The organism is Actinoplanes auranticolor (genome assembly GCF_018332655.1).
Lineage (GTDB): Bacteria > Actinomycetota > Actinomycetes > Mycobacteriales > Micromonosporaceae > Actinoplanes > Actinoplanes auranticolor.
Window position 1 is genome coordinate 26,083 of sequence record NZ_BOQL01000032.1, and the last position, 12,696, is coordinate 38,778.

At 71.0% G+C, this 12,696-nt stretch carries 8 protein-coding genes and 1 riboswitch; of the genes, 3 read left to right on the forward strand and 5 right to left on the reverse strand.

Going from position 1 to position 12,696, the window contains the following annotated elements; genetic code table 11:
- Nucleotides 1–74: 74 nt before the first annotated feature.
- The gene (locus tag Aau02nite_RS20845) at nt 75–1,157 is read left to right on the forward strand and encodes a hypothetical protein (RefSeq protein ID WP_212990202.1); all 1,083 of its coding nucleotides are present in this window, start codon (nt 75–77) and stop codon (nt 1,155–1,157) included.
- A gap of 59 nt (nt 1,158–1,216) precedes the next feature.
- Here Aau02nite_RS20845 and Aau02nite_RS20850 read toward each other — a convergent pair whose 3' ends face one another.
- Both Aau02nite_RS20850 and Aau02nite_RS20855 read right to left on the reverse strand, forming a co-directional pair.
- A complete protein-coding gene (locus Aau02nite_RS20850; RefSeq protein ID WP_212990203.1) occupies nt 1,217–4,210 on the reverse strand; it encodes a Calx-beta domain-containing protein in 2,994 nt (997 codons plus the stop codon).
- A gap of 14 nt (nt 4,211–4,224) precedes the next feature.
- Nucleotides 4,225–4,304: riboswitch (cyclic di-GMP riboswitch) on the reverse strand.
- 264 nt (nt 4,305–4,568) lie between these two features.
- A complete protein-coding gene (locus tag Aau02nite_RS20855) occupies nt 4,569–5,750 on the reverse strand; it encodes a hypothetical protein (RefSeq protein ID WP_212990204.1) in 1,182 nt (393 codons plus the stop codon).
- Between the two features lie 388 nt (nt 5,751–6,138).
- Here Aau02nite_RS20855 and Aau02nite_RS20860 point away from each other — a divergent pair, with 388 nt between their 5' ends.
- Both Aau02nite_RS20860 and Aau02nite_RS20865 read left to right on the forward strand, forming a co-directional pair.
- Nucleotides 6,139–7,653, forward strand: coding sequence for a glycoside hydrolase family 16 protein (locus Aau02nite_RS20860; protein ID WP_212990205.1), 1,515 nt, complete (start codon nt 6,139–6,141; stop codon nt 7,651–7,653).
- An 81-nt stretch (nt 7,654–7,734) separates the two neighbouring features.
- On the forward strand, nt 7,735–8,922 hold the full coding sequence (locus tag Aau02nite_RS20865) for an aminoglycoside phosphotransferase family protein (RefSeq protein ID WP_212990279.1): 1,188 nt from the start codon (nt 7,735–7,737) through the stop codon (nt 8,920–8,922).
- Here Aau02nite_RS20865 and Aau02nite_RS20870 read toward each other — a convergent pair.
- Genes Aau02nite_RS20870 through Aau02nite_RS20880 form a run of 3 tightly spaced genes read right to left on the reverse strand, consistent with a single transcriptional unit; the run spans nt 8,919 to nt 12,693 of the window.
- Nucleotides 8,919–9,800: a sulfotransferase domain-containing protein gene (locus tag Aau02nite_RS20870; RefSeq protein WP_212990280.1), complete on the reverse strand. Its 882-nt coding sequence runs from the start codon at nt 9,798–9,800 to the stop codon at nt 8,919–8,921. The two genes, Aau02nite_RS20865 and Aau02nite_RS20870, sit on opposite strands and share 4 nt — an antisense overlap.
- A gap of 2 nt (nt 9,801–9,802) precedes the next feature.
- A complete protein-coding gene (locus Aau02nite_RS20875; RefSeq protein WP_212990206.1) occupies nt 9,803–11,332 on the reverse strand; it encodes a lipopolysaccharide biosynthesis protein in 1,530 nt (509 codons plus the stop codon).
- Nucleotides 11,329–12,693 (reverse strand): O-antigen ligase family protein, encoded by a 1,365-nt coding sequence (locus Aau02nite_RS20880; protein ID WP_246595315.1) that lies wholly within the window; start codon nt 12,691–12,693, stop codon nt 11,329–11,331. The genes Aau02nite_RS20875 and Aau02nite_RS20880 overlap by 4 nt, the downstream gene beginning before the upstream one ends.
- Nucleotides 12,694–12,696: the final 3 nt, after the last annotated feature.

The window sequence follows — 12,696 nt, forward strand, 5'->3', positions numbered from 1 at the left end:
GACCTCCGGCTCCCGAAGGTTCCGGCGACGCCACCCATGCGGGAGGGCGTGACACCGAGCCGGAGGACCCTGCGGTGCCGATGATCCACAAGCTGGCCGCTGCGACGACCACCGTCGCCGTGCTGGGCCTGCCCGCTCCCGCGAGCGCGTCCGTGACCACGACGCCACCACCGGAGTGCAGCTGCGACTTCGTTGTCACGCCGGGGCGGGCGTACACGATCAGTGGCTCGTACCAGGCGACCGGAACGGTACGGGCGGTGGCCTACACGTACAGCGCCGGTGCGGGCTGGCGGAAGTGGTTCACCGGTACGCCGTACGGGCCGGTGCCCGGGTGGGCGCCGCTGGCCACGACCACGCCTGCCGTACCGGCCGGCACCGAGCGGCTGGGAGTCGTCCTCGCCGCCGCCACGGGCACTCCGGCGGTCCGTGACGTGGCCGTGACGGCTGCGCTGCCCGCTCAGCGGCCGCAGGTCTACCGCCCGGCCCTCGGCAAGAGGTCCGGGCTGGTGACCAACTCGTACGCCTACCGCAATCCGAAGAAGAAGGACGCCGCGCGCTCGGCGGTCTGGCACGTGACCGCAGGCTCGCTGTTCGCGACGAATGGCACCGGCGACACCGGAAAGATCGACGACGGCGTCCCGGGCCCGCACTCGGCGGTCAGCACCGGCTCGTCCGTCTTCCGGATGCACACCGTGCGGAACGACTTCACGGACGTCCGGGTGGCGTTCGACCTGAACATCGCGTACCAGACGTCGACGTCGTACACCCCGCCGAGCAGCTACGACGGCGTCCACATCTGGCTGCGCCACAAGTCGCAGTACGAGCTGTACGCGGCCAGCGTGGCCCGCCGCGACGGGGTGGTGCTGATCAAGAAGAAGTGCCCGGGCGGGCCGGTGAACGGCGGCACGTACTACACGCTGGGCGCCGAGGTCCGGGGGGTGCCGATCGCACGGAACAAGTGGCGCCAGATGGCGGCGACAGTGCAGAACAACCCGAGCGGGTCGGTCACCGTCGTGCTGTACGTGAACGGCAAGGCGATGGTCAGCGCGGTGGACACCGGGATCGGTTGTGCACCGATCCGGGGCGGGGCGCCGATCGGAATCCGCGGCGACAACACGCGGTTCCGCTTCAAGAACGTCACGGTCACGCGGCTGTAGCGACGAACGGCGGCAGGGGCGGCCCGATGGGCCGCCCCTGCCTCAGATCCGTCGGGAAGTTACCGGACCCTGATGTTCTGACTGCGCGGTGCGTACGCCGAACCGATACCGCGCTCGGTGTTACCCAGGATCTGGGCCCAGAAGGTGTAAGTCTTGCCGGGCGTCAGCCCCGTGATGGTCCTGGTGTAGGTACCGGCCGAGTTGAGCGTGCCGCTACCAACCGTGACGTAGCCGCCGCCGGTCCTGGCCTGGAAGACCTTGGTGACGAGGCCGGCGACGTCCGGGTCTCCGTTCACCGTGACCCGTACAACGCCCCTGGAGGGCGAGGTCAGCGTGAACGTCGGGTTCTGGCGCACGAGGATCTGGACCGAATTGGAGTACTCGTCGCCGATGGCAGCGCGGAACTCCATGCCGTAGGTGTTGAGGCCGCGAAGGAAGGAGAACGTTCCGTCCGTCGCAACCGTGGTCGAGGCGAGCTTCAAGTATGAGCTGTCATTGGCGTTCAGGCGCTTGCCCCACAGGTCGACGGTCTGACCGGCCAGCGCCGTGCCACTGACGGTGACGGCACCGCGGCCGACACGGATGGGGGATGAAACCTGCAGCGTGGGCGCCTCGACAGTCGGGTCCGTCGGGTCCGTCGGGTCCGTCGGGTCCGTCGGATCCGTCGGGTCCGTCGGGTCCGTCGGGTTGGTGCCACCGTCGCTGGCCAGGATGGTCAGCACGCCGTCCTTGACCGAACCGGTGTTGCCGAACCCGGTGCCGGAGACGAGAATCGTCTCGGCCGGCTCCGCCACGGTGTCGTCGGTGATCACCACATTGCCGACCGGCACGCTGGAGCCCGAAGGTGTACCGCTCTGCACCGGAACCTGGAACGTGGCCGGGCTGAAGTCGGTGGCCGAGGCGGCCTGCCTGCCGTCCATCGACTTGCCGGCCAGGGTGACGTTGAGCAGGGTCTGGCCCTGCGCGACCCCGGTGATCACGCCGTTCAGGGCGACGGTCTGACCCTCGGAGACGTCGTTCGAGACGATCTCCAGCTCCGGAGCGTCGTCGTCGTTGAGGATCGTCAGGGTGGCGGTCAGCGGGCCGCCGGTCGCGTCGGTCTCCCCGTTGGCCCGGGCGACCGTGTAGTTCACGGTCTCGTCGCTCTCATAGATCTCGTCACCGTTGACGATGAACAGCACGTATGCCGAGGTCTGCCCGGCGGTCAACGTGCCGCTGCCGGCCAGTTCCTCGAAGTCGTTGGCGCCGGGGTACCCGGTGCCCGAGTCCGCCGTGCCCGGCGAGGCTGCCGGGCCGGCCACGAAGTCCACGTCCTCGGAGCTCGGGTTGGACAGCTTCACCTCGAACAGAGCGGCGGCGGGGCCGTCGGTCTCCGGCATGGTGATGGCTGAGCGGGTCAGACTGAGGACGGGCTTGTCGTCGTCGTCCCTGATCGTCACCTGGTTGGTGGCGAGGCTCAGGCCACCGGCCAGACCGCCGTTGACGTCGCTGAGCGTGATGGCGATGTTCTCGCCGTTACCCTCGTCGACGTTGTCGCCCCAGACGTCGACGGTGAAGGTCTTCTCCGTCTCACCGGGCGCGAAGGTCAGGTTGACCGGCGCCTGCGTCGGGATGAAGTCCTCGCCCGGCGTGGCGGCGCCGATGCCCGCGGGCGCGTCCGCGGTACCCGCGGCGACGTTGTAGGAGATCCTCTGCTCACGACCGGACGGCTTCGAGAGCCTGACCGTGAAGGTGCGGGTCCGAGCGGTGGACGCCCCGCCCTCCACGACCTCGACCGGGGTCAGCGTGACCTGCGGGCCGGGGGTGGTGCCGCTGTCCAGGATGCTGCCCGTGGCGGCCGACGGCGAGCCCACGGTCGCGTTGCTGGGCTGAGACAGCTTGACCGAGAGGTCCTCGGTCAGCTCGTCCACGTCGTCGAACGCGGTCTTGACCGTGATCGGCGTGGTGGGCGTCTGGGTGAGCGGCGCGAAGGTCACCGTGCCGCCCGTGGTGACGGTGTAGTCGTCACCGGCCTTGGCGATGCCGTGGGTCGGGTCGGGCGTGGCCGGCCCGTCGGCGGTGTCCCACCGTGCGGTGACAGTGCTCTCGGACTGTCCGCTCAGCGTGGCGTTGAAGGTGAGCGTGCCACCCTCCGCGACTGTGCCACCACTGGCGATCTGCACTACCGGGGCGGCGTCGTCGTCGGCGATGTTGACGGTGACGCTCTGGGTTCCGGCAACGTTCGTGCCCGCGCCCGCATCGACGGTGAAGCTCTGTACCGCGGGCTCGTCGATGGTGTCGTCGAGGACCTCGACGATGATGGAACCCTGGGTGCCACCGGCCGTGATGACGATGGCGTCGTCGACGGCGGTGTAGTCCTGCCCGGCCTTCGCCGTTCCGTCCTTGGTGGACAGCGGAATGGTCACGTCGAACGGCGACGACTTGCTGAGCGTCGCCGTGATCGTCGCCACGCGCAGGTTCGCGGGGGTCGTGGACTCGTTGACCGTGGCGGGCGACGAGATCAGCGTATAGGCCGGGTTGTCGTCGTCGACGATCGTGCCGATCGCGGCATCCGTGGTGAAGGTGGTGGCCGGGGACCCGGACGACGAGGTCAGCGTGACGTTGACGGTCTCGGCGTCCGGTTCGTCGACGGTGTCCTGCAAGGTCGTGACGGTGATGGTGCGCGTCTGCGGAACCGAGGTGTTGGTGTACGCGGGGAAGCTGACGGTACCGGCAGTGGAACCCGCCGTGACCGCGGTGTAGTCCTCGCCGGCCACGGCGCTGCCGTCACTGGTCTCCCAGTTGATCGTCTCTGCGGGCAACGTGTCGCCGACGCCGGGCGGCTGCCGGGTGATGGTGAAGGTGAGGGGGCTGCCCTCGTTCGCCGACGCCGCGGCGATCGAGTAGACGCCAGGGGTCACAGCGGCATGAGCCGGCGACGCGATCATGACGGTCGGCACCAGGCCGACGACGCCGGCCGTGGCGACCGCCATCGCTGTCCGCAGTGATTTGGGGCCACGCAGCATGAACGGAACCGAGCCGCTCTTGGCCGCATGGGCTGGTGAATAGCGCATGTGTTTCTGTCTCCTTCGGCGGCTGGGCCGCCTCCCGCTCGGGAGGTCCCTGGCTTTGCGTCCCCGCCTCTCGACGGGTTTGCCTTTCTCGGTGCCGCACGCGACGGCTGGTGGTGCGCCGGCTAGGAGCCGGGTGGCGCGGACACCTAGCACGGGACAAATCTCGCACTTCGGAACTGCGCCGTCCGTACTGTAACCAGCGGATTGCCGAGTTGTGGCGGAATTGGACTTTTAGGCTGGATAGCCCCGTGGGTACTCTCTTGTGTCTATTTCGTCTCGGCCGCTCAGACTGTCTACCAGGCGAAACGCCTCCACGGGCGGCGTCCGGACGACGACCGGACGAGAGCGCGTCAGGCCGTCAACGCCGGGCGGAGCGGCGGGCGACCGGGATCCAGCCGAGCAGCACGGCCAACGCCAGGACCGCCACGAACGGCAGCCGCCAGAAACGGTCGACCACGCCCGGCAGCGGTGCCGGCTGGGCGGCCACCCACGGCCGCGCGGTCTTCGACCACGCCAGGAAGGCGTCACCGATCGGCAGGACGCCCGCCGCATAGCGCTTGGACCACGGCGTGGACACCGGTACGCCGATCAGCTCCCCGTAGTTGGCCAGCGCCCCGGCCAGCTGACCGTCGCCCTGCACCGCGGCCGCCCCCAGCGTCACCGCGGTGGCCGACAGGCTCACGCCCAGCGGCAGCGGGCCCGAGTCCACGTCCGCCGGCCCGTCGGTCCCGCGGGGATACTCCCGCACGGCCGGCCCCAGCCGCAGCGGCCGCACCACGAACAGGGAGCGGAACCTCAGGTACTGCGCGCGGGCGAACGCCGGGTCGATCTCGACCAGGAACCGCTGGATGATGCTCTGCGACGTGCCGCGGGCGCCCGAGGTGGGCCGGCCCGACACCGGATCGACCGTGTGCGGCAGCAGCCCGGTCGCCGGGTCGAGGCGCTGCCGCACCTGTGCCAGCCAACGGTCGGCCGTACCGGCGTACCGGGGCGTCAGGAGCTTGTCGTGCAGCCGCAGGGAGGCGACCGCGACCGTCGAGTCGACCGGCCAGGCCTGGCCGGGATAGGCGGTCAGGTACGGCGTCGCCGCCGCGTCCAGGGCCGTGGCCAGCGCTGCGGAGGCGGACTCGAAGTCGCGCCGCAGCGCCGGATCCGGCTCCAGCGACAGCACGCCGCCGCGGAGCCAGTTGGTCCAGCCCTGATAGAAGACGCCGTAGGCGGGGGTCAGCCCGGCGTCGAACGGCTCGCGTCCGGCCGGGCTCTCCAGCTGCGCCAGCGCCCAGCGGGCCTCGCGCACGTCCGCGCCCGGGTCCGAGGCGGTGCGACCCAGGTCCACGTGGGCGAGGCCGTAGAGGGCGTACAAGAAGAAGTAGCCCTCCGGGAACAGCTTCTGGGCGGCCGGGCCGGCGCCGGCGTCGAGCTGCGCGCGCAGGAACGTCAGCTGCCGCCGTACCCCCGAGGTGTCCTGCGGGGTGACCAGCCGCACGGCCGCCACCAGGGCGATCAGGGTGACCACGACGGCGGCGATCCGGCGGAGCATGGCGCCGAGCCTAGGGCGCCCCCGCCACCGGCACGGCCGGGTGCCGGCTCACGACGACGTGCTCGAGGAATGGCCGGCGCGGGCGCGTGATTTCGTCAACACGCTACCGCCGGGGTGAATCGTCCGGTTCCGCGCGGTCGGCGGCCACACAACGGCAGGTTGACCCGCATTCATGCCAACCGGGACCACGACGTCCGCGCAGGCCGCAGCGGGTGGACATGTGCGGACACGACCGATTTGGACACCGGGACAATGGGCGGCCGCGCATTAGTGGAGTCTTAAGCTGGCATTAGGCGCGGTTTTGCGGAGATGTGATCTTCGAGGTCTTCCCGTTACGCTCGGTCGTCGATCCACCACAAGGGAATACTCCGAGGAAAGTAGACAGTTGATGTTGCGCAGGGCGCACGTGCCGGCCCATGCACCGGCACCGCGGCGGGGGATTCGCAGCACCCGATCGCTCACCATCATCGGCACCGCGGTGCTGGCCGTCACCGCCGGGACACTGGTGCCCGTCTTCGCGGGCGACGACGACGGTCTCACCTTGCGGCCGGTGGCCGACACCACCGTCACCCAGGTGCCGCAGGACGGCGACACCACCGGCAAGACCACCCTGGCGAGCTGCCCGTCTCTGTGCGACGGCAATCCGAGGGGCCGCCGTGACGCCACGCTGCAGTTCGCCGTGGACAAGCTCCCGGCCAATGCCACGCAGGTGAAGGCGACCCTGCGGGTCTACGCCTGGCACGACTTCGCCGCCCGGATCCTGGCCCGCACCGTCCCCGGCGACCTGGCCGCGGCGAGCAGCCCGGCCCGGCTCGCCGCCGTCGGCAGCGTGCAGGCACTGGACAAGGTGGCCAAGGGCTACAACGAGTTCGACGTCTCGGCCTCGGTGCAGCGCAACGGCACGTACACGTTCGCGCTCTCCCAGGAGAGCCTCAACACCCGGGTCTACTGGGCCTCGCGGGAGAACTCCAAGGACAACCTGCACCCCGAGCTGGTCCTGTCGTACAAGACGCAGGCCAAGCCCACGCCGGGCAAGAGCACGCCGAGCACGGCCCTGCCCCCGGCGCCCTCGACCAAGCCGACCACGGCCGCGCCGACCACCACGGCGCCGAGCCCGACGAAGACGGCCGCCACCACCGCGCCGGCGACCAGCAAGCCACCGGCCGCCCCCACCACGCCGGCCACGCCCGAGGGCTGGCGCCTGGTCTTCAACGACGACTTCACCTCCGGCGGCATCGACAAGTCGAAGTGGAACCTGCGCGACGGTGAAGGCCGGTCGATCGACATCGGCTGCAACGTGGACGACCCGAAGAACACCTTCGTCAGCGGCGGCAATCTGACGCTACGCGCGCTGAAGCAGTCCTCCACCTGCAGCTCGCAGACCCGCCAGTACACCCAGTCCTACCTGGACACGATGGGCAAGGCGTCGTTCAAGTACGGCCGCTTCGAGATCCGCGCCAAGTCGCCGAACAAGCCCGAGAGTTCCAAGGGCCTGTGGCCGGCGTTCTGGCTGCGCCCCGACGACGGCGGCAACGGCGAGATCGACGTGACCGAGCTGCCCGGCGGTCCCGGCTGGCACGACAAGTCCACCGCGGCCATCTTCTGGGACTACACGCCGGTCAAGCAGGACACCCGGATCGCCATGCCGGGCGGCGCGCACCCGGCCGACGGCTTCCACACGTACACCACCGAATGGGACGCCAAGTCGCTGAAGTGGTACATCGACGGCAAGCTGGTGTGGACCCGGGACAGCAGCACGACGCCCTGGTTCGACAAGGCTTTCCACAAGCCGTACAACTTGCGCCTGAACTTCCAGGTCGGTGGCTGGCTGGGCAACCCGGACGCGAGCACGCAGTTCCCCGCCGACTTCGTCGTCGACTACGTGCGGGTCTATCAGCGCTGACACGTATCGCCTATCGTCGACGCCGTGGTCAACGAGTCAACACGGACGTCCGTCCCGGGTCAGCGGACCCCATCCGATCCGCTGGTCGGGACGGACCCCGATCCCCGGGGCCGGCAGGACGGGCTGGGCTGGGTCACCCGCGCCATCTTCGGTGATCCCCGGCTACGGGTCACCGTCGGCGACGACCCGGCCGCCACCGTCCGGTACGCGGTCATCCCGTCCCTGGACCACGCCCGCTTCCTGCTGCCGCTGGCCTCCCGCAAGGTCACCGCGGCGTCCCTGCTGGCGTACAACGCCCTGCGGCCGCCCAAGGTCCGGGCCGGCCGGGCCGCCGTCGGTCTGCTGGCCCGCGTCGGCGCCCTCGGCCTGACCCGGGCGCCCGTCCTCTCCGTGCACGCCCCGGAGCGTGAGCTGCTGCTCTCCTCGTTCCTGGCCGACCAACTCGGGCAGGCGGAGCTGCACGCGGCGATCGGCATCCGGCCGCCCGACCCGCACCACAAGCCCACCCTGCAGCTCTTCGACGCCGACGGCCGGCCCCGCGGTTACGCGAAGATCGGCTGGAACGACGGCACCCGGGCCATGGTCCGCGCGGAGGCCGCCACCCTGACGGAGCTGCCGGCCGGTAACGGCTTCCCGCCCGCACCGAGGCTGATCCTGCACACCCGGTGGAACGGTCGGGAGATCGCCGTCATCGAGCCGATGCCCCGCCGGGTACGCCGGATCAGCAAACCCGACACTCCCCGCCTGGACGCGATGCTGGCGGTCGCCCGGTGGGGATCACCCGCCACCGCGGCACAGCCCGTGACGGCACTGCTGGCCGGCTGGCGGGCGCGGGCGGAGGGCGCCGATCCCCGCATCCACGCCGTCATCGACAAGCTCGATCCGGAGCTGACGCTGGAGTTCGGCCACTGGCACGGCGACTGGGTCCCGTGGAACATGGCCCGGCACCAGGGCGGCCTGCTGGTCTGGGACTGGGAGAACAGCGCGCCGGGCGTGCCGATCGGCTTCGACCTGGCCCATCAGGCGTTCCAGACGACCCTGTCGACGCGCGGACGGCCCGCGGCCGAGTGTGCGGCGGCCGTGGACGAGGCGTTGCGGCGCCACGGGGCCGCCCTGGGTCTGGCCGACCCGGTCCGGCAGCGGTTCGTCGCGGACGCCTACCTGGTGGAGCTGTGGCTGCGGACGTACGAGCTGTCGGGCGGGGGCGCGGGCTGGAACCCGAAGCTGCACCCCGCCCTGCTCGACATCCTCGGCGAGCGGCTGCCCTAGCTCCAGTCGAAGGTCATACCCAGCCGCTCGGCCAGGGCCGCGTTGTGCGGGCGGTAGTACGCCGTCAGCTCGGCCCGGACGTCGTCGTCCATACCCTTGCTGGGCCGGTCGTTGAAGACGTCGTACGCGCCCAGGTCGTACGGCGGCAGCCCGATGAAGTCCAGGATCCGCGCGTACGTGGCCGCGGGCTCGCGGTACAGCGTCTCGCTCGCCACGAACAGCAGCTGCTCCCGGTCGAAGTGGTCCAGCCAGGGCGTCAGATGCTCCAGATAGCGGCCCCGCGCCCGGTACGAATACCAGTCGTAGGACTCGCTGAAGTAGTTCGGGTCGGCGAGCAGCTTCTCCCGCTCCCCCGCCGTCCGCGACTCCTCCGCCGCCAGCGCCGCCGCGAAGTCCAGCGGCTCCACGCCCTCGGTACGCCGTTCCTTCCAGTGCGAGTACGCCCGTTCCACCGGGTCCCGCAGCAGCACGACCATCCGGGCCCGCGGCATCAGCTGCGCGACCCGGGACGCCACCAGGGGATGGAACATGTACAGCGGGGCGGCCTCGCCCACCTTCGGCGGAGCGCCGTGCTTGCGATGCAGCGCCGCCCGCTGTTTCACCGTCGGGAAGTGCGAGCGGTACCACGCCTCACCGCGCGGCCAGTTCTCCTCGAAGTAGTGCGAGGTCTTGGTGTTCCACGCGGGGAAGAGCCGCGGCACCAGCGGGTGCTGGATCAGATACCGCCACAGCGACGTGGTGCCGCCGCGCTTCGTGCCGATCACCAGGAAGTCCGGCAGCGGCCGCTGGTCGCTGGTGCGTTCGCCGTAGCGGACCAGCAGCTCGCGGACCTGTTCCTTGGCGCCGCGGGGGGCGACGCTCTTGATCCGGTCCTTCACGGTCACGACGAGACCTCCTGAGTCGGTGCCGGCCGGAGCTGTGCCCGGACGTTGTGCAGGGCCGCGCGGACGCGGCGGTCGGCGAGGGCGGTGAGGCCGGCGGCGGCGATGACGCCGAGGGTGACGGCCAGGCCGGGCAGGCCACGGCCGGCGATCAGGACACCGGTCCCGGCCGCGGCGCCGGTCGCGGCGATCGCCACGCCGGCGGCGAGCACGAGGGTACGGCCGAACAGCGGCTCGCCCAGCGCCCGCCGGGCCAGGACCGCGGCCAGCACGTTCTCGCAGACGATGCCGAGCGACCAGGCGACCGCCGCCCCCAGGGCACCGTGCCGCGGGATCAGCACCACGCACGCGACCACGTTGAGCAGCAGCCCGGCGACGGTGGCGAGCAGGTGCCCCCGGCTGTTGCCGCTCATCAGCAGCACGGTCTGCACCAGCCCGACGCCGACGTTGACGAGCATCGCCACGGCCAGGACGGCCATCGGGGTGGCACCGGCGGAGAACTCACGGCCGAACAGCGCCAGGAAGGCCGGCGCGAACACCGCCAGGACCAGGTAGGCCGGCCAGGAGAGCGCGACGATCCACAGGGTGGTCCGCCGGTAGACCCGGGCGGCGTCGGCGCGCCGGTCGGCACCGAGCAGCCGGGACAGCTGCGGCGCGATGGCCACCCGCAGCCCTTGCATGATCAGCAGACCGGCCAGCACGTACCGGCCGACGGCGGCGAACACACCGGCCTCCGCCTGGGTGGCCAGGGCACCGGTGAGCAGGACGCCGACCCACATGCTGCCGGCGTCGATCGCCACCGAGGCGGCCCGGGGCAGTGCGAAGCCCCAGAAGGTCCGCCAGTCGGCGCGGCCGGAGCGCAGGCTCGCACCCGCACCCAGGCCGAGCGGGCGGACGACCAGGACCAGGGCCAGCACGAGCGCCGCACCCAGCGGCAGCAGCCAGCCGCCGAAGCCGAGCAGCAGCCCGCCGCCGGTCAGCACCGCGGCGATCATCAGGACCGGCCGGGCGATCGGCACGAACAGGAACTGCACGCCGACGTACGCCGACACGGAGCGGGTGGCCCGGACGGCCGCGAGCAGCACGGTGGAAGCCACCACCAGCGGCACGCCGACGGCCGCGAGACGGATCAGCGCGGCGCCGTCCGGGTCGTCGAGCAGCGCCCGCGCGACCGGGCCGGCCGTCAGCACCCCGGCCCCGGCCACCGCCAGGGCGAGACCGAACGTCGGCAGCACAGCCAGCGGCAGCAGCCGGGCCGCGTCACCCTGCGGGCCGAGCCGGCGCCGCGGGATCGCCCACATCAGGCCGGTGTCCGCGCCGAGGCAGCAGATCGCCCCGGCGATGGTCACCAGGCCGATGACGCTGAACAGCGCGCCGGAGCCGTCGGCGCCGAAGGCCCGGACGATGACGGTGGTGAGCACAAAACCGAAGGCGCCGTTGACGGCCGCGCCGACCAGACCGACGGCTCCGCTGCGGGTGCTACGGCGTACCTCGGTGTCGGCCGGACCGGGCGCGGCGACCGTCGTCATGCCGGCACCTCCTTCACGCTGCGGTTGACCGGTCCGTCCACGGCCGCCAGGCCGAGGCCGAGGGCGAAGAACAGCACCGACATGTTCGGGTCGATGTAGGAGTAGAACGGCGTCACGATCGCCGCGATGATCGGCAGCGCGCTGAGCCACAGCCCGGCCGGTGTCACGGCGGCCGCCAGCCGGCGCGCGATCACCAGCAGCAGCAGGTAGAAGCAGATCGTCGCCGGGATGCCGTGGCTGTAGAGCAGCTGCCAGATCATGCCCTGGGTGCCCAGCGGTTCGGACGCGTGCGTGGTGTCGACCGAGTTCGGCTGCCCGAAGCCCAGCAGGGGCGAGCGCACGACCGCGGCCCAGGTCTGCACGTACAGGTCGAAGCGGTCCGAGGTGGTGTCGGTGCTCGAGGTGCGGTTGGTGATCAGGTCGAAGACCGGGATGAACAGCGTGACGATCCAGCCGATCAGCATGATGCCCACGACCGGCAGCAGCAGCCGGACCCGGCCCCGCAGCACCTCCCGGAACAGCAGGTAGGCAACCCCGGCACCCAGGCCGATGAACATGCCACGGTTCAGCGTCAGGAATGCCGGGACCAGCGACAACGGCAGGGAGACCAGGAGCACGATGCGCATCGGGCCGCGACGCACCGACATCAGGTATGCGAGCACGAACGGCACCAGGAAGCTGTACGCCGTACCCCAGTTGTTCGTGTACGGGTACGGCGCCGCCGGCCGGTAGATCGGGTTACGGCTGAACTTGTTGAACTCCGTCGAGTCCAGGTGGGTGATGTCGAGGATGTACCGCTCGGCCTGCACGGCGTGCGGCAGCACCAGCTCGAACGGGCTCGGGGAGCTGAACGTCGGCAGCAGCACCCCGAGCCAGCCCAGCGCCACCATCGACAGCCAGAAGATCGCCAGCGGGTTGGCCACCCTGGCCCAGGGCACACCGTCACGAATCAGGTTGTAGACATAGATCCCGACCAGCAGACCGGTGATCAGGTGACCGAGCCGCAGGCCGAAGACGAGCAGGTTGGTGACATGGTCCAGGCGGGTGGCGCTGACCGTGACGATGCCCAGGAAGATCAGCCAGAGCACGGTGCCGGTGGGCAGCCGGATGTTGCCGCGCGACGTGAGAAGGGTCAGCAGCACCGCGCCGAACAGCGGCCAGACGAAGTAGAAGACCCCGAGCCCCCACCAGAGCGGCAGCAGCGCGAACATGCCGGCGATCGGCCACACCGGGAGCTTGGCCTGGCGTACCGCCCAGGCGCCGGGCTCGAGCACACCCGGCTCGACCAGGGCGACCGCGCGGGCCCGGGCCGGCGCGGTCGCCCGCGCGAGCCGCCGGCCGCGCACGATCGTCCTGGCCACCGC